This window comes from Blautia aquisgranensis (assembly GCF_040096615.1).
Taxonomy (GTDB): Bacteria; Bacillota; Clostridia; order Lachnospirales; family Lachnospiraceae; genus Blautia_A; species Blautia_A aquisgranensis.
Map to the genome: position 1 here is coordinate 141,119 of NZ_JBBMEJ010000006.1, position 26,057 is coordinate 167,175.

At 42.1% G+C, this 26,057-nt stretch carries 22 protein-coding genes and 2 pseudogenes; 21 read left to right on the forward strand and 3 right to left on the reverse strand.

Translation table 11 applies throughout. The features are described 5' to 3' along the window. The first annotated feature begins 8 nt into the window (after nt 1-8). The 4 genes from WMO28_RS06860 to WMO28_RS06875 all read left to right on the forward strand — a co-directional run bounded on the left by WMO28_RS06860 (nt 9) and on the right by WMO28_RS06875 (nt 4,950). Nucleotides 9-1,961 carry a heavy metal translocating P-type ATPase gene (locus WMO28_RS06860; RefSeq protein WP_349056491.1) on the forward strand — a complete coding sequence of 651 codons (1,953 nt, stop codon included), beginning with the start codon at nt 9-11 and terminating at the stop codon, nt 1,959-1,961. 136 nt (nt 1,962-2,097) lie between these two features. Continuing rightward, the gene (locus tag WMO28_RS06865) at nt 2,098-2,799 is read left to right on the forward strand and encodes a DNA alkylation repair protein (RefSeq protein WP_349056492.1); all 702 of its coding nucleotides are present in this window, start codon (nt 2,098-2,100) and stop codon (nt 2,797-2,799) included. Between the two features lie 16 nt (nt 2,800-2,815). Next, nucleotides 2,816-3,742 (forward strand): AEC family transporter, encoded by a 927-nt coding sequence (locus WMO28_RS06870; protein ID WP_349056493.1) that lies wholly within the window; start codon nt 2,816-2,818, stop codon nt 3,740-3,742. 8 nt (nt 3,743-3,750) lie between these two features. Continuing rightward, on the forward strand, nt 3,751-4,950 hold the full coding sequence (locus WMO28_RS06875) for an MATE family efflux transporter (protein WP_349056494.1): 1,200 nt from the start codon (nt 3,751-3,753) through the stop codon (nt 4,948-4,950). Between the two features lie 5 nt (nt 4,951-4,955). Here WMO28_RS06875 and WMO28_RS06880 read toward each other — a convergent pair whose 3' ends face one another. Both WMO28_RS06880 and WMO28_RS06885 read right to left on the reverse strand, forming a co-directional pair. Further along, on the reverse strand, nt 4,956-5,783 hold the full coding sequence (locus WMO28_RS06880; protein ID WP_349056495.1) for a Cof-type HAD-IIB family hydrolase: 828 nt from the start codon (nt 5,781-5,783) through the stop codon (nt 4,956-4,958). 88 nt (nt 5,784-5,871) lie between these two features. Continuing rightward, complete coding sequence (locus WMO28_RS06885) at nt 5,872-7,455, reverse strand: glucose-6-phosphate isomerase (RefSeq protein WP_349056496.1); 1,584 nt, start codon at nt 7,453-7,455, stop codon at nt 5,872-5,874. Between the two features lie 260 nt (nt 7,456-7,715). Between WMO28_RS06885 and WMO28_RS06890 the strand changes: the two genes are divergently transcribed. The 17 genes and pseudogenes from WMO28_RS06890 to WMO28_RS06970 all read left to right on the forward strand — a co-directional run. Next, a complete protein-coding gene (locus WMO28_RS06890; RefSeq protein WP_349056497.1) occupies nt 7,716-9,032 on the forward strand; it encodes a Na+/H+ antiporter NhaC family protein in 1,317 nt (438 codons plus the stop codon). Next, a complete protein-coding gene (locus tag WMO28_RS06895) occupies nt 9,029-10,483 on the forward strand; it encodes a P-loop NTPase family protein (RefSeq protein WP_349056499.1) in 1,455 nt (484 codons plus the stop codon). The genes WMO28_RS06890 and WMO28_RS06895 overlap by 4 nt, the downstream gene beginning before the upstream one ends. A gap of 30 nt (nt 10,484-10,513) precedes the next feature. Beyond that, entirely contained in the window at nt 10,514-10,975 is a 462-nt protein-coding gene (locus tag WMO28_RS06900; RefSeq protein ID WP_178644437.1) for an NUDIX domain-containing protein, read from the forward strand. 416 nt (nt 10,976-11,391) lie between these two features. Further along, nucleotides 11,392-12,342 carry an L-lactate dehydrogenase gene (locus WMO28_RS06905; protein WP_349056501.1) on the forward strand — a complete coding sequence of 317 codons (951 nt, stop codon included), beginning with the start codon at nt 11,392-11,394 and terminating at the stop codon, nt 12,340-12,342. A gap of 286 nt (nt 12,343-12,628) precedes the next feature. Beyond that, nucleotides 12,629-13,423: a CoB--CoM heterodisulfide reductase iron-sulfur subunit B family protein gene (locus WMO28_RS06910; protein ID WP_349056502.1), complete on the forward strand. Its 795-nt coding sequence runs from the start codon at nt 12,629-12,631 to the stop codon at nt 13,421-13,423. After that, nucleotides 13,420-13,809 (forward strand): 4Fe-4S dicluster domain-containing protein, encoded by a 390-nt coding sequence (locus tag WMO28_RS06915; RefSeq protein WP_349056503.1) that lies wholly within the window; start codon nt 13,420-13,422, stop codon nt 13,807-13,809. The genes WMO28_RS06910 and WMO28_RS06915 overlap by 4 nt, the downstream gene beginning before the upstream one ends. 6 nt (nt 13,810-13,815) lie before the next feature. After that, nucleotides 13,816-15,804 carry a 4Fe-4S binding protein gene (locus tag WMO28_RS06920; protein ID WP_349056504.1) on the forward strand — a complete coding sequence of 663 codons (1,989 nt, stop codon included), beginning with the start codon at nt 13,816-13,818 and terminating at the stop codon, nt 15,802-15,804. Further along, the gene (locus WMO28_RS06925; RefSeq protein WP_349056505.1) at nt 15,795-16,238 is read left to right on the forward strand and encodes a hydrogenase iron-sulfur subunit; all 444 of its coding nucleotides are present in this window, start codon (nt 15,795-15,797) and stop codon (nt 16,236-16,238) included. The genes WMO28_RS06920 and WMO28_RS06925 overlap by 10 nt, the downstream gene beginning before the upstream one ends. Then, nucleotides 16,226-17,200 carry a 4Fe-4S dicluster domain-containing protein gene (locus tag WMO28_RS06930; RefSeq protein ID WP_349056507.1) on the forward strand — a complete coding sequence of 325 codons (975 nt, stop codon included), beginning with the start codon at nt 16,226-16,228 and terminating at the stop codon, nt 17,198-17,200. Before WMO28_RS06925 ends, WMO28_RS06930 begins: the two co-directional genes overlap by 13 nt. A 3-nt stretch (nt 17,201-17,203) precedes the next feature. Continuing rightward, a complete protein-coding gene (locus WMO28_RS06935; protein ID WP_349056508.1) occupies nt 17,204-18,235 on the forward strand; it encodes a 4Fe-4S dicluster domain-containing protein in 1,032 nt (343 codons plus the stop codon). After that, on the forward strand, nt 18,235-19,089 hold the full coding sequence (locus WMO28_RS06940) for an FAD/NAD(P)-binding protein (RefSeq protein WP_349056509.1): 855 nt from the start codon (nt 18,235-18,237) through the stop codon (nt 19,087-19,089). The genes WMO28_RS06935 and WMO28_RS06940 overlap by 1 nt, the downstream gene beginning before the upstream one ends. A gap of 95 nt (nt 19,090-19,184) precedes the next feature. Further along, entirely contained in the window at nt 19,185-19,862 is a 678-nt protein-coding gene (locus WMO28_RS06945; protein WP_349056511.1) for a 2Fe-2S iron-sulfur cluster-binding protein, read from the forward strand. Between the two features lie 14 nt (nt 19,863-19,876). After that, entirely contained in the window at nt 19,877-21,487 is a 1,611-nt protein-coding gene (locus tag WMO28_RS06950; RefSeq protein ID WP_349056513.1) for an FAD-dependent oxidoreductase, read from the forward strand. A gap of 264 nt (nt 21,488-21,751) precedes the next feature. After that, nucleotides 21,752-22,594, forward strand: coding sequence for a fumarate hydratase (locus WMO28_RS06955; RefSeq protein ID WP_349056514.1), 843 nt, complete (start codon nt 21,752-21,754; stop codon nt 22,592-22,594). A gap of 1 nt (nt 22,595) precedes the next feature. Next, entirely contained in the window at nt 22,596-23,162 is a 567-nt protein-coding gene (locus WMO28_RS06960; protein ID WP_349056516.1) for a Fe-S-containing hydro-lyase, read from the forward strand. A 761-nt stretch (nt 23,163-23,923) separates the two neighbouring features. Next, nucleotides 23,924-24,302: pseudogene (locus WMO28_RS06965) on the forward strand (ATP-dependent zinc metalloprotease FtsH); the annotation flags it as partial. Nucleotides 24,303-24,314: 12 nt separating this feature from the next. Further along, nucleotides 24,315-24,533 (forward strand): annotated as a pseudogene (locus WMO28_RS06970) (GNAT family N-acetyltransferase); the annotation flags it as partial. Between the two features lie 355 nt (nt 24,534-24,888). Here the strand turns inward: WMO28_RS06970 and WMO28_RS06980 are convergent. After that, on the reverse strand, nt 24,889-25,728 hold the full coding sequence (locus WMO28_RS06980) for a LysR family transcriptional regulator (RefSeq protein ID WP_349056518.1): 840 nt from the start codon (nt 25,726-25,728) through the stop codon (nt 24,889-24,891). Nucleotides 25,729-26,057: the final 329 nt, after the last annotated feature.

Sequence of the window (26,057 nt, forward strand, 5' to 3'; positions counted from 1 at the left end):
AATATATAATGAAAGAATTAATGAAGAAATGGAAAGGCGCTTTGGAATCTGGTGGAATGAAGAGAGATATCGTGTTTCTTGTGATATCCGGAATCTCTTTATTATTAAGTATTTTTGATGTGGTACCACTACCGTTTGATATTGCATGGGTGTCCATTCTTCTTTGTGGAATTCCGATTGTCCTGGAAGCGCTGATCGGACTTGTAACAGAATTTGATATAAAAGCAGATGTCCTGGTTTCGCTGGCCTTGATCGCTTCTGTTCTGATCGGAGAAGATTTTGCCGCAGGAGAAGTGGCCTTTATCATGCAGCTGGGTGGACTTCTGGAGGAAATCACTGTTGCCAGAGCCAGGGCTGGAATTGAAAAACTGATTCATCTGACACCTCAGACAGCAAGGATCGTGGAGGGAGAACGTGAAGAGATAATCCCGGCGGAGGAAGTAGAAATTGGGCAGATATTGAGAATTCTTCCGGGAGAAACAATTCCTGTAGATGGTACGATACTTACAGGACAGACATCAGTAAATCAGGCAGTAATGACAGGGGAATCGCTTCCTGTAGATAAAACTGTGGGGGATGAGGTTGCTTCCGGAACAATAAATCAGTTTGGAACGTTTGAAATGCGGGCAATAAAAGTTGGAGAGGATAGCTCTATTCAGCGGATGATCCGTCTGGTACAATCAGCAGATGCCGGAAAAGCAAAAATTGTAGGACTGGCTGACCGATGGGCAACCTGGATCGTGGTGATCGCGCTAACAGCAGCTGTACTGACATGGATTCTGTCCGGAGAGATCATTCGTGCAGTGACGATTCTTGTAGTTTTTTGTCCGTGTGCGCTTGTGCTTGCCACACCGACTGCGATCATGGCAGCTATTGGGAATGCTGCGAAGCATGGAATCCTGGTGCGGGAAGGGGATGCACTGGAACGTCTGGCAGAAGTATCCAGGATTACTTTTGATAAAACGGGAACTCTGACACATGGAACTCCGAAGGTAATAGAGGTAAGAAGTATCCTGCCTGAATATCCAGAAGAGAAATTGTTTGTAATATGTGCTGCAGCAGAAAGCATGTCGGAACATCCGCTTGGAAAAGCTGTGGTGAACTGCTATAAGGAAAAACACAATGAGAAATTACTGACATGCGAAAGCTTTAAGATGGTTTTGGGGAGAGGTTTATTTTGCCAGGTGGAAGATAAACTGATTTATGCCGGAAATGAATCCATGATGCGGGAAGAAGATATAGTTATTCCTGAATATATAAAGCCTGAAGTTGAAAAACAGCTGAACCGTGGCTGTACCGTGATCTATATAGCGCTGAATTATCAGTTTGCCGGATACCTGGCATTGTCAGATACGATCCGAAAAGAAAGTATATCCATGCTGAAAAAGCTGAAAGCTTTGCAGGTGAAACCTGTTCTTCTTACAGGTGATAACGGAAATGCAGCTACAGCTATTGCAGGGCAGCTTGATATTCATGAAGTACATTCTAATTGTATGCCAGAAGATAAACTGGACTGGATTGTAAGATATCAGAAACAGAATGAAAAAGTATGCATGATAGGAGATGGTGTCAATGATGCACCCGCACTGAAAAAGGCAGATGTGGGAATCGCTATGGGAAAATTTGGAAGCGATATTGCAGTAGATGCCGCAGACATTGCACTGATCGATGATGAGGTAAAAGAGCTTCCACATCTGATTGCATTGTCCAAAAGGATGATGATCACGATTAAGTGTAATCTTGTATTTTCCCTTAGTCTGAATTTCCTTGCAATCATTCTTGCGATTACCGGAGTTTTGAATCCTGTTGTCGGCGCATTGGTGCATAATGCGGGTTCTGTTCTGGTTATTATCAATTCAGCCATGCTTCTGAAATGGAAAAAAGATATTTCTACAGAATCAGGAAACAGCGACAGAATGGACAGAAGCAGTAATTCGCCGGTCCAGATATTAAAAAATTAATTTCACAGTGTATTAAGGAAAACGGTTGTCATTGTCCTGGCAATCGTTTTTTATTCTTCAATGGAATGAAAAAATGTGTTATGATAAGTTCAGGTTTATACATGAACATTTTGTTATTGAAAGGCAGGAAAGATAAATGAAACAGGAAGATGTGATCCAGGATGTCCAGAAGAAACTTTTTGAACTGCAGGATCCGGGGTACAGAGATTTTCATGCAAAGCTGCTGCCAACGGTGGATAAGGAAAGGCTTATCGGCGTCCGTACACCAGTGCTGCGTACATTTGTAAAAAAATTTGGAAAAACTGAGGAAGCTATAGTATTTCTTAAGGCACTTCCACATCAATACTATGAGGAAAATAATCTTCACGGGCTTCTTCTGGAACAGATCCGGGATTATGACCGGTGCATGGAGGAAATAGAACGTTTTCTTCCGTTTATTGATAACTGGGCAACCTGTGATATGCTCGCTCTGCGGGTGGTCAAAAAGCACCTGGATATCTTTATAAACGAAATTTATCGCTGGATAGGATCAGACAGGACTTATACGATCCGTTTTGGAATCAGCATGCTGATGAAATATTATCTGGAGGATGAATTCCGGATGGAATATCCAAAAAAGGTTGCACAAATTCATTCAGAGGAATACTACGTAAATATGATGCGTGCCTGGTACTTTGCCACAGCCCTGGCGAAGCAGTATGATCGAATTCTGCCGTTTCTGGAAGAGAGGCGCTTGGATACCTGGACACATAATAAAACTATTCAGAAAGCCATTGAGAGCTATCGTATCACACCAGAGCAGAAGGAATATCTCCGCACCCTGAAGATACGGAAATAACGGGGAGGAAAAAGAAATGAAAGTTTTGGAAATTGTTTTGCCGGTACTGGTCATGATCATTCTTGGAATTCTATGCCGGAAATGTAAGATCCTGAATCAAAATGGTATTGACAACATGAAAACACTGGTCACGAATATCATGCTTCCAGTGGCAATCTTTCATGCTCTGGCCACAGCGCAATACAGCGGAAAGATCGGAATGCTGGTGGCAATCATGCTTGTAATGCTTGTGGTCTCCTTTGGTATCGGATTTCTTCTGCGGTCCTTTATGGAAGAGCCGTACAAAAAATATCTTCCGTTTCTGGTCTGTATTTATGAAGGTGGAATGATGGCCTATCCTTTGTATACAAGTCTGTGCGGCAGTGAAAATCTTTCACAGATCGCTGTGCTGGATATCGCCGGACTGCTCTTTGGATTCAGCATATATATGGGTATGCTGGGGCAGATCGAAAACGGTGAGAAGATCAATGCAGGAAATCTGTTTTTCAGTGCCATAAAAACACCTGCATTTATCGGAACAGTCTTAGGAATCCTGGCAGGTCTTACAGGAGTGATCGATCGCCTTGTGGCGAGTCCTTTCGGAGACTGTTATCTTGGAGTGGAAAATATCCTGACAACTTCTATCACGCCGATCATCCTCATTGTTGTGGGATACAGCATGGAACTGGTTCCGGAGCTTATACGTCCCTGCATCAAAACGATTCTGATGAGAATCATTCTTCAGGCACTGATGATCGCGGGCGTTCTTGTTGCAGTCAAATATCTGGTCGGAAGTTCCAGACTTCTGAACCTGGCGATCATTACATACATGTCTTCACCGGCAACCTTCAGTATGCAGACATTCTTGAAAAAAAAGGAAAGCAGCGCCTACGCCTCAACGACCAATTCGCTGTATTGTGTGGTTTCTATTGTGGTTTATGTGGTGCTGGCGATCGCAGGATGAGATGCACCATGGAAAGATTTTTTATAAAAGACAAAAACTTCTACAAAACATTTTTCAGCCTGATGATCGTGGTTGCCCTGCAGAATCTCGTGGCATACAGTGTAAATATGCTGGACAATATGATGCTTGGGAGCTACAGCCAGAATGCACTTTCCGGAGCTGCAACTGTCAATCAGATATTTTTTGTGGTCAATCAGCTGGCTATTGCCATTGGAAACGCACTGATCGTCATGTGCTCCCAGTACTGGGGAAAAGGAGATACCGGTACAATAAAAAAACTGACCGGTATTGCGCTAAGCTTCAGTTTTTTTGCAACTATACTTATATTCGTGATATGTGCTGTATTTCCGGAACAGGTGTTGTCTCTTTTTACGACTTCACCGGATATTATTGCGGAAGGACGGGATTATCTTGGAATACTGAAATGGACATTCGTGCTGTTTCTGATCAGCAATCTTTTGATCTCCATGCTGAGAAGTGTGGAGACAGTACGGATCTCTTTTATCATTTCTGTGGTATCTCTGATCGTAAACGGCGGAATTAATTATACGCTGATATTCGGACATTTTGGATTTCCGGAAATGGGAATCAGAGGAGCTGCCATAGGAACTCTGGCAGCCAGAAGTCTTGAATTTCTTATAGTACTGATCTATATTATAAAGATAGACAAAAAGGTACAGCTGTTTCGCGGCGGAACATTTTGGAAAATCTTTTTACGCCGCAGAAATGCCGAAAACAGGAAGCTTTGGGGCGATTTTGTGAAAGTGGCCTCACCGGTCATTTTTTCTGGTCTGGTCTGGGCAGCAGGACGAACCCTGTCTGTGATTGATATTTCTATAGGAGTTGTACTGGCAGGACTTTTGTTTATACTGAGAATCCCGTTGCTCTCCACGTATAACCTGACAGAGGAAGCGACAATACTTGCGGATCATCTTATTATGATCATGAGCATAGTGATGATAGGAATGTCGTACCAGATGCCGGTTTCCGTGGGAGTTATCCAGGGCGGTGGAGATACGAAATTCAGCATGTATATGAACCTGATCTCCACCTGGGGAATCGTTATGCCGCTGTCATTTCTGGCAGCATTTGTCTGGAAGGTACCGGTGGAATGGGTAGTAGTGGCTGTACAGTCCGATCAGATTTTTAAATGTATACCGGTATTTCTGAGATTCCGAAGCTATAAATGGATCCGGAAGCTGACCTGAAAAAATTATGAAAGAGCAAATTTTTCAATGGCACGGGCAACCCCTTCCTCATCATTGGAAGAAGTAATATAATCCGCAGCGTCTTTTACCTGTGGCTGTGCGTTGGCCATGGCTACGCCGAAACCAACCTCGCGGAGAAGGTGCACATCATTATCGCCATCTCCGCAGGCCATAATAGCTTCCCTTGGAATACCAAGCATTTCTCCAAGTGCAACGAGTGCAGTTCCTTTATTGACACCTGTTGCATTGATCTCGATATTGTAGCTTAAAGAACCTACCAGCTCCAGTTCTTTTAATTCACTTAATTCTTTCCAGGCTTGCTCTCGCTCATCCATATCTGCAAAAAGAGCCTGTACCTTATCCATATTGCGGTTTTCTTTTGCGATGACATCCCAGATATCAGGGACCGGAATACGTGTGGTCCGTACATAATTCCACATATTAGGATCGTGATGATATTTTCCCACTTCATCGAGTTTGGCAGCATCGGCATATCCCTGTCCGTCAAAATAGATCTCGCTTAAGGTATCGTATTTCTCAAAGATCCGGAGAGCTTTTTTGGCACTTTCCATGGGGAGAAGATGTTCAATGAGAAGCTTGTTATGGTCTGTATCCAGTACTCTGGCTCCGTTGGAAGTGAGGGCATAGTGGATTCCGGGAAAAGTTCTCAGCTCTTCCGGAATGCCTGTAAAAGGACGGCCGGTAGCCACGAGAACCAGAATACCAGAATCAATAGCTTCCGTAAGAACGCGACGGGTGTTTTCTGTGAGTTCTTTTTGGGTATTTAGAAGTGTTCCGTCCAGATCAAGTCCGATCATTCTTATCTGCTTCATATTTGTAAAATTCCTTTCAAGATCAGAGATAACATATACAGAAAAACCGCCCCGAAAAATGCTTCCCGGGGCGGTGTATATCTGCTTATCAGATGTTCAGAAGATCACTGTAAACTTTCAGTGCACCATCTGTGTCATGAGCAAGAACACGTTTGGCAAGAACTTTACCAAGCTGAACACCTTCCTGATCAAAGCTGTTCAGGTTCCATACGAATCCCTGGAACATGATCTTGTTCTCAAAGTGAGCAAGAAGTGCACCAAGAGCCTTCGGTGTAAGCTCTTCACCGACAATGATGCTGGAAGGACGTCCGCCTTCGAAATTCTTGTTCAGATTCTCATCTTTTTTACCGCAGGCAAAAGCAACGATCTGAGCTGCAACGTTAGCACAGAGTTTCTGCTGGCTTGTGCTGTTCTCGATATCAACATCAACACCGAGCTGGCTCTTCTTGAAGCCGATGAACTGAAGAGGAACGATGTTAGTTCCCTGATGCAGAAGCTGATAGAAAGAGTGCTGTCCGTTTGTTCCTGGCTCACCGAAGATCACAGGTCCTGTTACATAATCAACCGGCTCACCGAAACGGTTTACAGATTTACCATTGGACTCCATATCACACTGCTGGAGATGTGCAGGGAAACGGCTTAATGCCTGGGAGTATGGTAAAACAGCTGTAGAAGGATATCCCTGTACATTTCTCTCGTAAATACCGATCAGGGCATCCAGCATATCCGGATTCTCAAGAAGATTCTTGTTTGTTGCAAGCTTGTCTTCCTCAGCAGCTCCCTCAAGGATCGCAGCGAATACTTCCGGTCCGAATGCAAGAGAAAGGATCGCTCCGCCTACAGCGGAAACAGAAGAGTAACGTCCGCCGATATAGTCATCCATGAAGATTGCTGTAAGGTATGCATCGCTCTTTGCAAGAGGTGATGTTTCGCTTGTTACAGCGAGCATATGCTTGGATGGGTTAAGACCTGCTTTGGTGAGGGCATCTTTAACAAAAGCCTCATTTGTCAGAGTCTCAAGTGTTGTACCGGATTTGGATACAACGATGAAAAGAGAATGGGCAAGATCTACAGATGCAAGAACAGCTGCTGCATCATCAGGATCCACGTTGCTGATGAATTTTGCCTCCATCTTGAAGGTGTTGTTCGCTTTTGCCCAGTTCTCAAGTGCGATATATAATGCACGTGGTCCGAGATCACTTCCGCCGATACCGATCTGTACAACGGTTGTAAATTTTTCACCGTTTTCATTGGTGATCTCACCAGCGTGTACTTTGTTTGCAAAATCAGCTGCTTTTTTCTGCTGTGCAAGATAGAATTCTCTCTTGTCTACACCGTCAACAACAACAGGATTTCCAAGCTGTGTACGTGCAAGATGATGAAGAACCATACGTTTCTCACCTGTGTTGATCACTGCGCCGTTGTATAACTCTTCGAATTTATCGATCAGCTGTGCCTCATCAGCCAGCTCAGCAAGTGCGTCCAGAACAGTTTCATCCACTTCTTTGGCTGCGTAGTTGTAAGCCAGTCCTGCTGCCATTGGTGCGCTGTATTTCTTCACACGTTCTGCACCCTGCTCGCCGGACATTGCCTCTGCAATGTTTACATGATCCTTAAGACCGGTAAGCTTACCATAAGAAGCAAGAGTATCCAGATTTTTCCATGTTGCCATAATCATATTCCTCCTTTAGTGACTGCGAAAAGATCCATAATGATAATCCTTTTAAATATCTTTTCACAATTGTCTAAGCCTAATTATACTGAAAAAAGCATTGGATTTCAATGGAATGAACGATTTAGTTTAGAAAAATCTTGAAATAAAAAGAGTTTTTTGCATCAGCAGGACAGAAATCAGGAAATGTGTTATGATAATAAGCAGCTTCTGGTACTGACTGAAAGACCAAAATAATTATAAGTAAAGGGAATTGTTTTATGAATGAAATCAAGAAAAAAGGAAATGTAATCGCGTTGCTGCCTATAGGCGTATTCCTGGTTCTGTATCTGGGACTTGGAATTCTGTTTGAGTATATAATGAAGATCCCCATGGGATTTTATAACGTGCCTATTGTTGTGGCATTTCTGTCAGCAATTCTGGTGGCCTGTGTTCAGAACAGAGAGGTCAGTTTTGACAGAAAGCTGGATATCATGGCGAAAGGTGTGGGAGATAAAAATATCATTACCATGCTTCTGATCTTTCTTACAGCCGGATCTTTTGTTGGGGTTGTAGGGCGCAGCAGTGCGGAGAGTGTGGCGTATTGCATGCTGTCCCTGATTTCGGCACGTTTTTCAGTTGCAGTATTATTTGTGGTTGCCTGTTTTGTATCCGTGGCCATGGGTACTTCTGTCGGAACAATCACTTTGCTGACACCGATTGCAGTAGCTGTGTCCAGAGCATCTGGCTTTGACATGGCATTCTGTGTTGCTTCGGTGATGGGTGGTGCGATGTTCGGAGATAACCTTTCTTTTATTTCCGATACCACGATTGCGGCCTGCAATGGACAGGGATGTCAGATGAAGGATAAATTCCGGGAAAATTTTTGGATCGCTTTTCCGGCGGCAGTTGTCACATTACTTCTGATTCTTATTCTGTCATTCCAGACGGAAATTCAGGGAAGAGTTGTACAGCCGTATCATCTTACACAGATTTTTCCATATGTTCTTGTACTGATTGGTGGAATTATCGGAATCAATGTATTTATCGTACTCCTGATAGGAATTGTTTCGGGTGCGTTGATCATGCTTCTTGGCGGACATATCACACCGGTAGAGCTTCTGACCAATATCGGTTCCGGTGTTTCCGGAATGTTCGAGACATGTATGGTGGCGATTCTTGTAGCTGCCATGTGTGCCCTGATCAGGGAGCACGGCGGTTTCGAGGCACTTTTATCCGGGATCCGGAGACTTTTTAAGGGGAAAAAAGGCGGCCTTCTTGGAATGGGGATGCTTGTCGGAGCTATGGATATTGCAACAGCGAATAATACAGTAGCTATTGTTATGGCGAATCCGATTGCAAAGGAGATGGCGATTGAATATAAAATCACTCCAAGAAAAACGGCATCTATACTGGATACATTTTCCTGTATTTTCCAGGGAGTGATCCCATATGGAGCACAGATGCTGGTTGCTATTTCTGCGGCAAATGAGCTGGGGTGTGAGCTTTCTGCTTTTCAGATCATGCCGAAGCTTTTTTATCCGCTGTTTCTGCTTTTAAGCTCACTGATCGCAATTTTCGGGGTAAAAAAAATATGAAATCAATATCTGTCTATGCACTTACAAGAAATCAGTCTGCAGAATGTATTCAGAAACTGGAACGTCAGCTTTCAGGCAGAGAGTTTTTTCTCAAAATAAAAGAATGGGAGCTGGGAAGCATGAAAGCTCTGGTGAAGCAACTGGAGTTACATATGCAGGAGTTTTATAAACTCCGTTTTTTCTATTCGTTTCAGATTCCGAAGCTTGGAAAAGAGTTTGATCTTCTCCAGATCAAGGAGGATCAGATTGTAAACATTGAACTGAAAAGTGGAAGGGTATCAGATGACGACATCCGCAGGCAGCTGATCCAGAACAGGTATTATCTGTCTGCTCTGGGGAAACCGATCTTCTCATATACATATATCAGCAGTGAAGACCGGCTGGTGAGACTGACCAACCATGATCATATTGTGGAAGGTGACTGGAAACAGCTTTGCAGTGCACTTGAAAAAGAAGGACAGGATTATAAGGGAGATATTGAGGAACTTTTTCAGGCAGAGCTGTATCTGATCTCTCCACTGACAGAACCGGAGCGTTTTCTGCGAAAAGAGTATTTCCTTACTTCTCAGCAGAGAGATATTGAACGTCAGATCCTGAAGCGGATTCGTGGAAAAAGGGAAGGATATTTTCATTTCAGCGGACTTCCGGGAACCGGAAAAACCTTGCTGCTTTATGATATTGGGATGAAGCTTTCCGGGCGGCAGCAGATCTGTATCATTCACTGTGGAGAAGCAGGGCAGGAATGGAAGCTTCTTCATGAGCGTCTGCGGCGAATTGATTTTCTGTCTGACAGTGAGCTGGAAGAAGAAACGGATCTGAGCGGTTACAGCAGTATTCTGGTAGATGAGGCACATCTTTTGTCAGAAGAAAAGCTGCTGATTCTGTTAAAGAAAAGTCAAAACAGACCGGTGATTTTTTCAAGCGATTCAGAAGACATGATCTCACCGGAAGAAATGGATCACAGTACAATAGAAATGATCAGAAATTTACCGGAAATCCAGAGCTTTCATCTTACCAACCGCATTCGTACAAATGCGGAACTTTCATCGTTTATTCAGAATATGATGCATCTTCCCGAAAAAAGGAGCTCAAGATGGTATCCTGATATTACAGTGCTGTATGCGAATGACGAAAAAGAAGAAGAAAATCTTCTGCAAGATCTTGAATGGCGGGGATTTCAGATTCGTACTGTGGAGAATAGAGAACAGATCAGTATGCTGGCAGTGCGGGATTCTGAAAAACTGGCAATCGTGTTGGATGAACAGTATTACTACGATGAAAAGGGCTACCTGAGAGCAGAGCATTTTCACGGCCATTCTGATGTGAGAAAGCTTTTTCATTTGCTGAACCAGGCAAGAGAAAGTCTGGCGCTGGTGGTAAAGAACAATATGGCAGTTTATGAAATATTGCTGGAAATCTTGCAAATGCGTGGGAAAGAGAGTAAGAATTGAAAAGTTTTTTTGAAACGAAAAGGAGAGCACATGACGACGACAACTTTATGCTACATAGAAAATAACGGAAAATATCTGATGCTTCACAGAGTAAAAAAGCGTAATGACATCAATGAAGGCAAATGGATCGGAGTTGGCGGACATGTGGAAAGCCAGGAAACTCCGGAAGAATGTCTGGTACGTGAGGTAAAGGAAGAGACAGGTTTTACACTTACGTCTTACAGACTTCGTGGTCTGGTAACGTTTGTCAACAGTGAATGTGAATCGGAACTTATGTGTGTATTTACAGCGGATGGATATACGGGTGAACTGATCGAATGTGACGAGGGAGAGCTTTGCTGGGTTGATAAAACAATGGTACCGAAGCTTCCGGCGTGGGAGGGAGATAAAGTATTTCTTGATCTGCTCCTTTCTGGAGAAGAACGATTTTTTTCTGTAAAGCTGCAGTATGAAGGCGAAAAGCTTATCGAAAAGAAAATTAATTTGTACTAATATAAAAATATGAAATTTATATCAGTGAAAAGCAAAGGGGCTGATGCACGAATTACTCAGTGCAACAAGCTCCTTTTCTCATCTAAAAGTCTGGTTAAAAAGTTAATTGATTTTTTTTACGGAAGCCCGGATGCTTAATTGAGTTCCGATTCTTGTTTTCAGGGAACGCTCCTCGCTGTTTCTTTCCCGCTTTTCAATAATAGGAATAAGAGTGTTAACTGCTGTTGAGCCAAATGAACCTTTAGGAACATTAAGTTTCATATCTTCTTCGAGCATTTCTGTGGCAAAAAGGATTTTTGCCCTGCGTTTTTTAATGAAAAAATTATTCAGTATTTATACAAAACCTCTTGTTAAATTATTAGCAATGTGTTATCGTTTAGAAATAAATTTTGTTATAAGCAAAGGAGGATTACACTATGAGCAGTAAAATTACTATCATTGGAGCTGGCAGCGTTGGTGCCACGATCGCCTATACCTTATCAAGTCAGGATATTGCATCAGAAATCGTTCTGATCGATATCAACAAAGAGAAGGCAGAAGGAGAAGTTCTTGATATCATTCAGGGAACCTGCTTCAGAGATCCTATTTCTATCATTGCCGGAGATTATACGGATGCCAGAAATTCGGATATTGTTATCATTACTTCTGGTATTGCACGTAAGCCGGGGCAGACAAGACTGGAACTTACACAGACAAATGTAAATATTCTGAAAGCCATTACACCGGAAATTGTAAAAGCGGCACCAAATGCTCTTTATCTGATCGTAAGCAACCCGGTCGACATTATGACTTATGTGTTTACCAAGATTTCCGGACTTCCTGAAAATCAGATTCTTGGTTCTGGTACAATCCTTGATTCTGCGCGTCTGCGCTGCGGATTATCCAAGCATTTTCATATCGCACAAAGTAATATTCATGCGTATGTATTTGGCGAGCATGGGGACACTTCCTTTATTCCGTGGTCAGGAGCCTATATTTCCGGTGTAAGTGTAGATGAGTACTATAATCTGGAGAAGAAACTTGGAAAAGATATCGAACCGATCGACAAAGAAGCAATGGTTCAGTATGTACAGAAATCAGGTGGCGAAATCATTGCAAAGAAGGGAGCAACTTTTTATGCGGTATCTTCCTCTGTATGCAAACTTTGCAGTCTGCTGGTATCTTCTTCAGAGTCTATTTCTACAGTATCTACTATGATGCATGGGGAATATGGAATTGAAGATGTATGTTTAAGTACGCTGACTTTGGTAGGGCCAAACGGTGTGCAGGGTAAAGTTCCGATGCGGATGACAAAAGCGGAGATTGAACAGCTGAAAAAAAGTGCAGCTGCACTGAAAGAAATTATTGCTCAGATTGATCTTGATTGATTATAAACGGATGAATCATATCGAGAGAAAATGTATCGATTTGTTTTAATGAAAAAAAATATCAAAAATACTTGTTAAAATGTTGTCAATGTGATATGCTTAGACGCAGGAAATCGAGCTGATACACTCCTTAAGGCGGAGGAAGGGTGTGCGAACTCTTTTATTTTTTGTATTCTAAAAAAGATATAAAAAGTAATTGTATTAGTCTTGATTTATATTTTTTGTTATTTTTCGTTAAAAAATAAACAATTTTTATCTAAACAGCTAAGAAAGGATAATGTTAAGTATGAAATACAGTTATTATCCGGGTTGTACCCTGAAGAACAAGGCGAAAGATCTGGATGAATATGCCAGAGCCAGCGCCAGAGCACTTGGGTTTGAACTGGAAGAGATTGAAAACTGGCAGTGCTGTGGAGGTGTTTATCCTCTGGGAACAGATGAAATTGCTACAAAACTTTCTTCCGTACGTGCTCTTAATCAGGCCAAAGAAAAAGGCCAGGATCTGGTGACAATCTGTTCTGCCTGTCATCACGTGATCAAACGTGTCAATGATGATATGAAAAATGTGGAAGATATCCGCACCAGAGCAAACAATTATATGCAGCTTGAAGAGCCTTACACAGGGGAGACCACCGTACTCCATTATCTGGAAGTACTTCGTGATAAGGTTGGTTTTGACAAGCTGAAAGAGAAAGTGGTAAATCCGCTTACAGGAAAGAAAGTCGGAGCTTACTATGGATGTCTGTTGTTACGTCCGGGCAAGATCATGGCATTTGATGATCCTGAGAATCCTACGATCATGGAAGATTTCATCCGTGCACTTGGTGCAGAACCGGTGAGCTATCCATACAGGAACGAATGCTGTGGTGGTTACATTTCTCTTAAGGAAAAAGAAATGTCCCAGAATATGTGTCAGAAAATCGAAGACAGTGCGAAAGGTTTTGGAGCTGATATGCTGATCACAGCCTGTCCATTGTGTAAATATAATTTAAATAAAAATGCTTCCAGCGATCTGCCTGTATATTATTTCACAGAGCTGCTTGCAGAAGCCCTCGGAGTAAAAGAGGAGGTGGCAAAATGAGAGATAATCATTCAGCAGCAGAAAAGATTAAAGAAATCTCAGGAACCAATCCGCTGAAATGTATGAAATGTGGAAAATGTTCTGCTACCTGTCCTTCCTTCAATGAAATGGATATCAAACCACATCAGTTTGTATCCTATGTTGTAAACGAAGATATCGAAGCACTTGTCAATTCAAAATCTCTCTGGAAATGCCTTTCCTGCTTTGCCTGCGTAGAGCGTTGCCCAAGAGATGTAAAACCTGGAAAGATCATTGATGCTGCAAGACAGCTGGTTGTTCGTCAGAAGGGCGGAGACTACCTGACAGCAGATGAGATTCCACAGCTTCTTGATCCGGAAGTGCCACAGCAGCTTCTGGTAAGTGCATTCAGAAGATACAGGAGGTAAGCCAGCGTGCAGAGAATTGGTGTATTTGTCTGTCATTGCGGAAGTAATATCGCCGCTACGGTAGATGTAAAAAAAGTTGTTGAATTAGCTGCCAAAGAGCCGGGTGTCGTTCATGCAGAAGATTACCAGTACATGTGCTCAGAAGCAGGTCAGGCTAAGATTCAGGAAGCCATCAAAGAAAAGAACCTGACGGGTGTGGTTGTCTGTTCATGTTCTCCACGTATGCATGAAGCAACATTCAGAAAAGCAGCAGAGAGAGCTGGTCTGAATCCATACATGGTGGAGATTGCAAACATCCGTGAGCATTGTTCCTGGATCCATAAGGATATGGAAGAAGCTACAAAGAAAGCAGTGATCCTTGCCAGAGCAGCAATCGCAAAAGTCAACTTAAACACTCCTCTTCAGCCAGGAGAGAGCCGTGTTACCAAGAGAGCCCTGGTCATCGGCGGCGGTATCGCCGGAATCCAGACAGCCCTGGATATCGCTGATGCAGGCTATGAAGTAGATATTGTAGAAAAAACTCCAAGTATTGGTGGAAGAATGTCACAGCTTGACAAAACATTCCCGACACTTGACTGTTCTGCATGTATCCTCACTCCTAAGATGGTAGAGGCTGCAGCTCATGAGAAGATCAATATCTATACATACAGTGAAGTAGAACATGTCAGTGGATTCGTAGGAGATTTCACTGTTGACATCAGAAAAAAAGCAAGAAGTGTAAATATGGACAAATGTACAGGCTGCGGTGTCTGTCAGGAAAAATGTCCATCTAAGAAAATACCAAATGAATTTAACAGAGGGTTAAATAACAGAACAGCTATTTACACTCCATTTGCACAGGCCATCCCGAATGTTCCGGTTATTGACCGTGAGAACTGTATTAAGTTTAAAACCGGAAAATGTGGTGTATGTTCCAAAGTATGTCAGGCAGGTGCCGTTGATTACGATCAGCAGGATGAGATCGTAACACAGAAATACGGTGCGATCGTAGTTGCTACAGGTTTCGATACCATTAAACTTGACAAATATGATGAATACGCATACAGCCAGAGCAAAGATGTTATCACATCTCTTGAACTGGAACGTATTATGAATGCAGCAGGTCCTACAAAGGGACACTTAGAGCGCCTTTCCGATGGAAAAGCTCCGAAGGAACTTGTATTTATCCAGTGTGTGGGAAGCCGTTGCTCCGATGACAGAGGAAAACCATATTGTTCCAAAATCTGCTGTATGTATACAGCAAAACATGCAATGTTAATCCGCGATAAATATCCGGATACAAATGTAACTGTATTCTATATTGATGTCCGTACACCGGGTAAGAACTTTGATGAGTTCTACAGAAGAGCAGTAGAGCAGTACGGTGTAAACTACATCAAAGGTCAGGTAGGAAAAGTAATTCCTCAGCCGGATGGAAGTCTTCTTGTACAGGGATCTGACCTGATCGATAACAAGCAGGTTCTTAAGAAAGCAGATATGGTTGTTCTTGCAACTGCCATTGAACCGAATCCGGATGTCCGTAAAATTGCGACAATGCTTACAGCAAGTATTGATACCAATAACTTCCTTACAGAAGCCCATGCAAAACTTCGTCCGGTAGAATCTCCAACAGCAGGTATCTTCCTTTCCGGTGTCTGCCAGGGACCGAAAGATATTCCGGAGACAGTAGCACAGGCTGGTGCGGCAGCAGTTAAGGCAATTGGCCTTCTTGCAAAAGACAAGCTGACAACCAACCCATGTACAGCTAAATCTGATGAGCTGTTATGTAACGGATGCTCTACATGTGCAAATGTCTGCCCGTATGGAGCAATTTCCTATGAAGATAAAGAAGTAAATGACCACGGTATCCGTGAAACAAGAAGAGTAGCCGTTGTAAACACAGCACTTTGCCAGGGATGTGGTGCATGTACAGTAGCCTGCCCGTCTGGTGCAATGGATCTGCAAGGCTTTTCCAACAGACAGATTATCGCGGAGGTAGATGCAATATGTCGATAGAAACAAACGAAGAATTCAGACCTAAGATTGTAGCATTCTGCTGTAACTGGTGTAGTTACGCAGGTGCAGACCTTGCAGGAAGCAGCCGTCTTTCTTATCCGGCTGATGTAAAGATCATCCGTGTTCCATGTTCCTGCCGTGTCAATCCAATGTTCATCCTCCGTGCTTTTGAGAAAGGTGCTGACGGTGTGATCATGTGTGGATGTCATCCTGGAGACTGTCATTACAGCACAGGTAACTACTACGCAAGAAGACGTATGACACTTCTTTTCTCCATGCTGGATTATATCGGTGTGGAAAATGGAAGAACACGTGTAGAATGGGTTTCTGCCGCTGAAGGCGTGAAATTCTCCCAGACAATGAATGAGTTTGCAGAGAAGATCCATTCTCTTGGTAAGAACGTAAGATTGGAGGATTTAAGATGCAGGAGCTGATAAATCGTGCAAAAGAACTGCTTGCTGACGGAACCGTTGCAAGAGTTCTGGGATGGAAAGCCGGAGATCTGCCTTATAATCCGGAACCGGCTTACTTTGAGACAGAAGAATCTCTGAAAAATTTTGTATATAACGGATTCTGCGGTGCAAACTTAAGCAAATATATGGTCGAAGCATCCAAACTGGAAGGTAAAACACTGGTTTGTTTAAAACCATGTGATACATACAGTTTCAATCAGCTGATCAAAGAGCATCGAGTAGACCGTGAAAAAGCATATATCATCGGTGTTGGATGTAAAGGAAAACTGGATATCGAAAAGATCCGTAAACAGGGAATCAAAGGCATCGAGAGCATTTCCGGTGCAGAGATCACAGATGATGCAGAAACACTGACTGTTCAGACAATCTATGGCGAAAAAACATGTGCATATAAAGATGCCATGCTGGAAAGATGCCATGTATGTAAAGGCAAAGAACATAAGATTTACGATGAACTCATCGGCGAGTCTAAAGAGACAAAAGATGCAGATCGTTTTGCAGAAGTAGAGAAAATTGAAGCAATGAGTCCGGAAGAAAAATTTGCATTCTTCCAGAGCCAGTTAAGCAAATGTATCCGGTGCAATGCCTGCCGTAATGTCTGTCCTGCATGCAGCTGCCGTAAATGTGTATTTGACAGCAATAAATTTGACAGTGCACAGAAAGCAAATGTTGACTCTTTCGAAGAAAAGATGTTCCATATCATCCGTGCATTCCATGTGGCAGGAAGATGTACAGACTGCGGTGAATGTAGCAGAGTTTGTCCGCAGGGAATCCCGCTTCACCTGTTTAACCGTAAATTTATCAAAGACATTGATGAGTTCTACGGAGAATATCAGGCTGGAGAGGATACTACCTCCAAAGGACCTCTTACAAACTTTACATTTGAAGATGTTGAGCCAGGAATCGTGGCAGAAAGGGGATAATGTATGTATAAGATAGCAGTAGAAAATCTGCCGGCATTATTCCAGAAGATTGCCGCAGATCAGGATTTATATTTACCGGTTAAAGTCAGTGATCAGGTAAACTTCAAAGCATGGAGTGAAGATGCAGAAGTTTGTCTTGATACTTTAAAAACCGTAAAATCACCAAAAGATGCATTCTTTCCACAGAGTGAAAATCTTTACACCTGTAAAAAAGAAGAAAAGAATATTTCCATCGAGCCACAGGCATTACAGGAAAAAAATTTCGTTGTGTTCGGCATGAAAGCCTGCGATGTACAGGGAGTAAAGGTTCTGGACAACGTATTCTTAAGTGATCCGGTCGATACTTTCTATGCAGCAAGAAGAGAGCATGGAACGATTGTTGCGCTTGCATGTCATGAACCGGAAGAAAGCTGTTTCTGTAAAGTATTTGGTATTGACTGCGCTGATCCGGCTGCAGATGTTGCAACATGGATGATCGAAGGAGAACTTTACTGGAAACCTCTTACAGAGAAAGGTGAGGCTCTTACAAAAACAGTTACAGAACTTCTTACAGACACAGATGAAGCAAAAGTGGAAGCAGAGAAAACTGCAATCCGTACGATCGTAGAGAAACTTCCATATTCCAATCTTTCTCTGGAAGGATGGGGACAGGAAGATTACATGGACCGTTTTAATTCTTCTGTATGGGAAGAACTTTACAAACCATGTCTGGCATGTGGTACCTGCACCTTTGTATGTCCGACCTGTCAGTGTTATGATATTAAAGATTATGATACAGGACATGGTATACAGCGTTATCGCTGCTGGGATTCCTGTATGTACTCAGATTTTACCATGATGGCACACGGTAATAACCGTAACAGCCAGATGCAGCGTTTCCGTCAGAGATTCATGCACAAGCTTGTTTACTATCCGGTAAACAACAAGGGAATGTTCTCCTGTGTAGGATGTGGCCGTTGCGTAGAGAAATGCCCGTCCTCTTTAAATATTGTAAAAGTTATCAAAGCTTTTGAAAATCAGGGAGGTGAAAAATAATGAGCGAATGTACCTGCCATAAAAATTATACATTAGATACACTGATTCCGAAAGTTGGCGTGATCACAGATATCCGTCAGGAGACACCAGATGTTAAAACATTCCGCGTAAATGCTCCTGAAGGTGGAAAGCTTTTTGAACATATGCCTGGTCAGTGTGCAATGGTCTGTGCACCAGGTGTCAGCGAAGGTATGTTTTCCATTACCTCTTCACCGACAAATAAAGAATATCAGGAATTCAGTATCAAAAAATGTGGTGTCCTGACTGATTATCTTCACAGCCTTCAGGTAGGTGATGAGATCACAGTCCGCGGACCATATGGAAATCATTTTCCTGTAGAAGATAAATTAAAAGGAAAGAACCTTCTGTTTATCGCAGGTGGAATCGGACTTGCACCACTTCGTTCTGTTATCAACTATGTACTGGATAACCGTGCAGATTACGGAACAGTAGATATCCTCTATGGCTCCCGTTCTGCCGATGACCTTGTACAGTTAAAGGAAATTCAGGAAGTCTGGATGAAAGCAGAGGGAGTAAATGTTTATCTGACAATTGACCGTGAACAGGAAGGCTGGGACGGACATGTTGGATTTGTTCCTTCCTATTTAAAAGAGATCGGATTTGATACAAATAAGACAGCACTTGTCTGCGGACCGCCGATCATGATCAAGTTCGTTCTTGCAGGACTGGAAGAACTGGGCTTCTCCAGAGAACAGGTATACACAACTCTGGAGCTTCGTATGAAATGCGGTGTAGGAAAATGCGGCCGCTGCAATATCGGTTCCAAATATGTCTGCAAAGACGGCCCGGTATTCAGATGTGATGAGATTGATGAACTCCCTAATGAGTATTGATAAGCAATGAGCAGTGCAGAAAGTTACGGGAAAGAATGTGCCATGCTTGCACTGAGGATAACAGATAGATATATAGAAAGGACTGGTAATCTCAAATGGAAAACAATATGGTAAACGTATATTTTTTCGGTAAGAAATACAGTGTACCTGCAGAACTTACAATTATGACTGCCATGGAATATGCCGGTTATACGTTAAAAAGAGGCTGTGGCTGCAGACACGGATTCTGCGGAGCCTGTGCAACCATCTACAGAATCAAAGGTCAGAATGAGCTGAAAACCTGTCTTGCCTGTCAGACACAGGTTCAGGAAGGAATGTATGTGGCAAGTATTCCGTTCTTCCCTACAGATAAAAGACTTTATAATATAGAAGAGCTTCAGCCAAATCAGCAGGTAATGATGGAGCTTTATCCGGAAATCTACAGCTGCATCGGATGTAATGCCTGTACAAAAGCCTGTACACAGGATTTAAATGTAATGCAGTACATCGCCTATGCACAGAGAGGCGAACTTGAAAAATGTGCTGAGGAATCCTTTGACTGCGTAAGCTGTGGATGCTGTTCCGTAAGATGTCCGGCTGGTATCTCTCATCCGATGGTAGGTCTTCTGGCAAGACGTCTCACAGGTAAATATATTGCACCTAAGAGTGAACATCTGGAAAAACGTGTAGAAGAGATTCACGAAGGTAAATTTGATGATCTGATCGAGCAGATCATGCAGAAACCTATTACAGAAATGCAGGAACTTTACAATAACAGAGAGATTGAGAAATAAGGAGGGCGTAAAAAATGTATGCACCATATCCAGAAAATATGATGGAGTCCATCAAAAAGGTAGAGGCTACAAGAGCACAGCGTATGGCAACTGAGCCAAGACGTCTGACAGCTGATGAAAAAGATGCCCTTCTTAAGAAATTCCATCCAGACTATAACCCGGATGCGTTTGCAGAAATTAAGGTAGGACCAAACAAAGGACAGAAAGCGCCTCTGGAGCTGGCAGAAATGCTTCATTCCACAAGCCGTCTGGTAAATGAAAATATTGATCTTACAAAAATTGACTATGATGTAGATGTACTTGTAATCGGTGGCGGCGGCGCAGGTTCTTCCTGTGCGATCGAGGCGCACAACGCAGGTGCAAACGTTATGATCGTTACAAAACTTCGTATCGGTGATGCAAATACAATGATGGCTGAAGGTGGAATCCAGGCAGCAGATAAAGAAAATGATTCTCCTGTACAGCATTATCTTGACTGCTTTGGCGGCGGACATTTCGCGGCAAAGCCGGAACTGGTAAAGAGACTTGTAATGGAAGCTCCGGATGCGATCCACTGGCTCAATGACCTTGGTGTGGAATTTGATAAAGATCCGGAAGGAAACATGGTTACAACACATGGCGGTGGTACTTCCAGAAAGAGAATGCATGCTGCAAAGGATTATTCCGGAGCAGAGATCATGCGTACGATCAGAGACGAAGTTCTTAACCTTGGTATTCCGGTAGTTGAATTTACTTCAGCCGTTGAACTTCTGAAAGATGAAAAAGGCCAGGCTGCAGGAGCGGTTCTTTTTAACATGGAAACAGGTGATTATTCTGTTGCAAGAGCAAAAACAGTCGTGATCGCAACAGGTGGTGCAGGAAGAATGCATTACCAGGGATTCCCGACATCCAATCATTATGGTGCAACTGCAGATGGTCTTGTACTTGGATACAGAGCTGGTGCATCCCTTCTTTATCAGGATTCTATCCAGTATCATCCGACAGGAGCTGTTTATCCGTCACAGATTCTCGGCGCACTGGTAACTGAAAAAGTTCGTTCCGTTGGTGCCCAGCTTGTAAATGCAAACGGAGAAGCTTACATTCATCCGCTGGAAACCCGTGATGTAAATGCTTCCGGTGTTATCCGTGAATGTGAGGAGGGACGTGGTGTAGAGGTTCCCGGTGGCCGTAAAGGTGTATGGCTTGATACTCCTATGATCGAAATCCTGGGTGGAGAAGGAACCATCGAAAAGAGAATTCCTGCCATGTTCCGTATGTACATGAACTATGGTATTGATATGAGAAAAGTTCCGATCGTTATTTATCCGACACTTCATTACCAGAATGGCGGTCTTGAAATAGATGGAGACGGATTCACGAAAGAAATTTCAAACCTTTTAGTTGCGGGAGAAGCAGCAGGTGGAATTCACGGAAGAAACAGACTGATGGGTAACTCTCTTCTGGATGTAATCGTATTCGGAAGAAATGCCGGAAAGAAAGCAGCTGCTAAATGCAAAAATGTGGAACTTGGGGAAATGAATCTTAACCACATTTACTCATATGCAGAAGAGCTGAAAGAAGCAGGATTACATACTGATAAAGTATCTCCATTGCTGCTTCCGGAATATGCCCGTCACGAAAGATAATGTGTATTAGAAAGAATAGTGTAAATGTAGATTAGGGGCATAGGCTTCATAAGTTTATATTAACTTGTAATTATGTAGTTTCAAAGATAACCGGTTGATATTTACAGTAAAAATATAATATAATATTAAAATATATATAGATTCTGGGAAAATTTCCCGGAATCTATTGAAAAAGGCCAACAGGAATTTTAATTGAAGTGGATTGTAGTTATCTGCTTCACCAGAGAATGATTTTGCAGCCATATCAGAAAGGAGCTCATACATATGCGTGAGATAGAAGTAAGCAGACTTACAGATGTCATCGAAAAGCTCTGTATCGAAGCCAACGAGCATCTTCCGGAAGATGTAAAATGTGCGATCAAAACCTGTCGTGCATGTGAAGATGGAGAGATTGCCAAGGGTGTACTTGATAATATTATTGAAAATTTTGAAATCGCAGATAATGAAGATGTGCCGATCTGCCAGGATACAGGAATGGCATGTGTCTTCCTTGAAATCGGACAGGACGTGCATTTCGTTGGTGGAAACCTTGAAGATGCCATCAATGAAGGTGTTCGTCGCGGATATGATAAAGGATATTTAAGAAAATCCGTTGTAAAAGATCCGGTACGTCGTGGAAACACAGGGGACAATACACCGGCTATGATCTATACAGAAATCGTTCCGGGAGATCAGGTAAAGATCACAGTTGGACCGAAAGGTTTCGGAAGTGAAAACATGAGCCAGATCCGTATGTTCAAACCATCAGCAGGTTTACAGGGTATCAAAGACTTCATTCTTGAAGTTGTAGAAACAGCTGGCCCTAATCCATGTCCTCCAATGGTAGTTGGCGTTGGTATCGGAGGAACTTTTGATAAATGTGCGTTGCTTGCAAAGAAAGCGCTGATGAGACCTTTAGATTCCCAGAATCCGGATCCGTTCTATGCAGATCTTGAAAAAGAAATGCTCGAAAAGATCAACAAACTTGGAATTGGCCCACAGGGATTCGGCGGAAAGACAACAGCAATCGGTCTGAATATTGAGACAATGCCGACTCATATTGCAGGTATGCCATGTGCAGTGAATATCAACTGTCATGTAACCCGTCATAAAACGGAGGTAATCTAAGATGGAAAGAAAGAAAATCACACTTCCACTTACAAGAGAGCTGGCAAGGACTCTCCATGCAGGTGATCAGGTATTATTAACAGGTACAATTTATACATCCCGTGATGCAGGACATAAAAGAATGTGTGAAGCCCTTGCAAAAGGTGAGAAGATTCCATTTGACCCTACAGATGCAACTATCTATTATGTAGGACCTACTCCTGCAAAACCAGGTGCAGTTATCGGTTCGGCAGGTCCTACTACCAGCGGACGTATGGATGCCTATGCACCGACTATGATGTCTGTCGGAGCAAGAGGAATGATCGGAAAAGGTGCCCGTCTTCCGGAAGTAGTAGAAGCTATGAAAAAATATGATGGTGTATACTTCGGAGCTATTGGTGGCGCAGGTGCACTTCTTGCAAAATGTATCAAAAAAGCAGAGCTTATTGCATATGAAGATCTTGGCGCAGAAGCACTTCGCAAATTATACGTGGAGGATATGCCTCTTGTAGTCATCATTGACTCAGAAGGTAATAACCTTTATGAAATGGGAAAAGCTGATTATCTTAAGGAACATGAAGATAAATAATCGGATTGATCTTACGGTTGTAAATGACTTCCATATACTGTATTTCAGCAGTATATGGAAGTCATTTTTGTTTTAGAGAATGTCTTTCATAAGTCGATACTGACAAAAAGCCAACGTTTCTTTTGATAACCGATAATTACTCTTGATCCAGCGAAGAGTCATTCCAACAAGCCCACTTACATAAAAGACAGTTACAGATTCAACAGGCCAGGAAGCAAAGTGCCTTTGGCAAGTTTTTCTTCTAAGGTCAAAGCGATATATTTGCTGAAAAATCGATAAAACAATTCCAGTAATTCCGGATTGAATTCCGTCTCGAAGATATTGTAAAAAATCTTCTCTTTTTCCTGACAGATATTTAATAGAATAATAAAAAAATCTTTTGGAGCATGAGTTTCCATTAATGAATCTAATTCTTTAGAAATTTCATTCAGACAGTAATACAGTAATTCGTATTTATCTTGGATCTGTTTTGTTTCCGACTGGTTATTTTGAAAATATTACCAGTTAGAATTTGCGGTTCTAGGGGAAAGGAGGATGTATGATTGTCTGATAGAGGTTTAGAAGAAAAACGACTGGAGATTGATTGTCTGACAAAGCAATTGGATCATATGGAGCAGTAACTTTTAGAGAAATTTTGTGATGTTGGGAAATTTGTTTTGGAAAAAATTGAGAAAGAAAACAGAGAGATTGATCAGCTTGTAGATCAGGTTATTGAGGTAAAGAAAGAACTGTCAAGAGTAAAGGGAGAAATCCGATGCCCTGCAGATGTAGATTTTATGACGATTGCGAGGGGCTACTTCCGGTGCATCCGGTGCAGAACTGGCAAACAGGATTAATGAAGCAGCTTTGCGTGCAGTGCGTATGGGACGGGAGACGGTATCGCAGGCAGATCTTGAAGAAAGTGTAGAAACGGTCATTGCCGGTTATCAAAGAAAAAATGCTGTTTTGTCCGAAAAAGAGAGACGAATTGTGTCTTATCATGAGATCGGCCATGCGCTGGTTGCCGCAAAACAAAGTAATTCAGCGCCGGTTACAAAAATTACGATTGTTCCGAGGACATCTGGCGTACTGGGATATACCATGCAGGTAGATGAAGGAGAACACTACCTGATGAGTAAAGAAGAAATTGAGAATAAAATTGAATCAGAAAAGATGATTTTTCTTTTGTATTTTGCTGTAAATGCACAGCAGCGTTCAAAAGGATACGGAAGCCAGATTATCCATGAACTGAAACAGGTAGCCAGAGGCAGAGAAATCATACTCAATGTAGAAAAACCGGATCAATCCGCAGAAAACAATACGCAAAGAGTACAGAGAATTACCTTTTACGAAAGAAACGGTTTTGTCAAAGCAGTTTCGATTTGCGTATAGAGGGAACGGATTATCTCGTATTTTCCACGAATGCTGTTCCCAACAAAACAGAATTCAGCAGCATTCTGGAAAAATATCATATTGGGAAAATTCAGCCGACAGATATGAGCTGATTAAAATGTTTTTTTGTTTTACTCGACAAATAAACGACCGTTTACTTTTATATAGATAAACGATCGTTTATTTTTGCGTGTAGGAGGAAATCTGATGGGAAATACAAAGGAAGAGATTTTGAATGTGGCTCTCCAGCTGTTTGCGAAAGATACGAAGCAGTATCTGTCAGTCAGATTGCTGGCAAATTGAGTATGACCAAAGGCGCTTTATACAGGCATTATGAGAGTAAAAGAGACATTTATTATTGCAGCCATTGCAACTTCGATTGCAAAATAGCACTTTTAGCGGAATTGATCAGATGATAGGTAACATTAACTTCCGGGTCCGTTAAAGGAATCAGCTTACGTCCTTTTTGTGTCTGATTTAGATTGGTATCCATGCTGCTGGAAAAACATAATAATGTGGAGGTTCGTACAAGTTCCTCGAATTCAAATTCGTCTGTTTGTACCAGAAAACGGGATGCAGGCATTTTCTCTTTTACCAGGTCTGTCCAGAAGCCAATTTCATCGCGAAGAAGGCAGTTAAAGCCGTTAAGCTGTGAAAGACTTAGCTGTGAATGCTCTGCCAGTTTGTGTTCTTTCGGGATGCAGACGTAGAGATTCTCCTTAAGATAAGGAATGCAAAGGAGATCTTTATGTGAACAGAACCGTGGCAGAATACCGAGATCTGCATTGTCAGATATCACATTTTGAATTATTTCATCTATATTAGTCAATTTTGAGGAAATAATGTTTTCGGGAAATTTGCGTGAAAGCTCAGGCAGTAATGACCATAAGGGTGCAGGGGCACAGGAATGAATGGTAATCATATGTTGATTGCGTTCAAATGTCTGTACAGTCTGAATTGCTTTTTCGGCTTCAGCAAGCAGTGATCGGGCTTGCTCTACGGCAGTTTTTCCGGTATCGGTTAATTCAATACGGTTTTTACCACGATGAAATAGTGGAACACCAAAAGATTCTTCTACATGCTGCATGGTTCTGGTAAGGGTCGGCTGGGAAATATGAAGTTTTTCGGCTGTAGCAGATAAAGTACCGCAGTCTGCATAGGTTACAAATTGATAAAGATCTGATAAGTTTAACATGAAAGAACTCCTAGTTATTCATAATATGAATAGTAGATTTCGAAATTGATATTGTACATATCCATTTTATCAAGATATAATTTGGATGTAAACAAAAAATAAAAAATTATAGATTTCATAATATGAATCTTAAAGGAGAAAAAAGATATGGATTACATTACATTACACCACTTTACAACTTTATAAATAATGCTCCTGCTTAACAATCGCCTGTTTTAAGGCATTTATCATTGATGATGATTTTATTTGGGTTTCGATATTTTGCACCAAAGTGGCAAAAAATACCTGCTGGCGTATACCCTCGCTTAATGCAAAACGGAAATCCTGCA

Bases quoted from the DNA above. Each gene is read 5' to 3' on its own strand.
- WMO28_RS06875 (WP_349056494.1), top strand. From the start codon at position 3,751: ATGGAAAGATTTTTTATAAAAGACAAAAACTTCTACAAAACATTTTTC.
- WMO28_RS06900 (WP_178644437.1), top strand. From the start codon at position 10,514: ATGACGACGACAACTTTATGCTACATAGAAAATAACGGAAAATATCTG.
- WMO28_RS06935 (WP_349056508.1), top strand. From the start codon at position 17,204: ATGTATAAGATAGCAGTAGAAAATCTGCCGGCATTATTCCAGAAGATT.
- WMO28_RS06960 (WP_349056516.1), top strand. From the start codon at position 22,596: ATGGAAAGAAAGAAAATCACACTTCCACTTACAAGAGAGCTGGCAAGG.
- WMO28_RS06950 (WP_349056513.1), top strand. From the start codon at position 19,877: ATGTATGCACCATATCCAGAAAATATGATGGAGTCCATCAAAAAGGTA.
- WMO28_RS06860 (WP_349056491.1), top strand. From the start codon at position 9: ATGAAAGAATTAATGAAGAAATGGAAAGGCGCTTTGGAATCTGGTGGA.
- WMO28_RS06940 (WP_349056509.1), top strand. From the start codon at position 18,235: ATGAGCGAATGTACCTGCCATAAAAATTATACATTAGATACACTGATT.
- WMO28_RS06870 (WP_349056493.1), top strand. From the start codon at position 2,816: ATGAAAGTTTTGGAAATTGTTTTGCCGGTACTGGTCATGATCATTCTT.
- WMO28_RS06925 (WP_349056505.1), top strand. From the start codon at position 15,795: ATGTCGATAGAAACAAACGAAGAATTCAGACCTAAGATTGTAGCATTC.
- WMO28_RS06885 (WP_349056496.1), bottom strand. From the start codon at position 7,455: ATGGCAACATGGAAAAATCTGGATACTCTTGCTTCTTATGGTAAGCTT.
- WMO28_RS06890 (WP_349056497.1), top strand. From the start codon at position 7,716: ATGAATGAAATCAAGAAAAAAGGAAATGTAATCGCGTTGCTGCCTATA.
- WMO28_RS06930 (WP_349056507.1), top strand. From the start codon at position 16,226: ATGCAGGAGCTGATAAATCGTGCAAAAGAACTGCTTGCTGACGGAACC.
- WMO28_RS06980 (WP_349056518.1), bottom strand. From the start codon at position 25,728: ATGTTAAACTTATCAGATCTTTATCAATTTGTAACCTATGCAGACTGC.
- WMO28_RS06880 (WP_349056495.1), bottom strand. From the start codon at position 5,783: ATGAAGCAGATAAGAATGATCGGACTTGATCTGGACGGAACACTTCTA.
- WMO28_RS06915 (WP_349056503.1), top strand. From the start codon at position 13,420: ATGAGAGATAATCATTCAGCAGCAGAAAAGATTAAAGAAATCTCAGGA.
- WMO28_RS06895 (WP_349056499.1), top strand. From the start codon at position 9,029: ATGAAATCAATATCTGTCTATGCACTTACAAGAAATCAGTCTGCAGAA.
- WMO28_RS06945 (WP_349056511.1), top strand. From the start codon at position 19,185: ATGGAAAACAATATGGTAAACGTATATTTTTTCGGTAAGAAATACAGT.
- WMO28_RS06955 (WP_349056514.1), top strand. From the start codon at position 21,752: ATGCGTGAGATAGAAGTAAGCAGACTTACAGATGTCATCGAAAAGCTC.
- WMO28_RS06910 (WP_349056502.1), top strand. From the start codon at position 12,629: ATGAAATACAGTTATTATCCGGGTTGTACCCTGAAGAACAAGGCGAAA.
- WMO28_RS06865 (WP_349056492.1), top strand. From the start codon at position 2,098: ATGAAACAGGAAGATGTGATCCAGGATGTCCAGAAGAAACTTTTTGAA.
- WMO28_RS06905 (WP_349056501.1), top strand. From the start codon at position 11,392: ATGAGCAGTAAAATTACTATCATTGGAGCTGGCAGCGTTGGTGCCACG.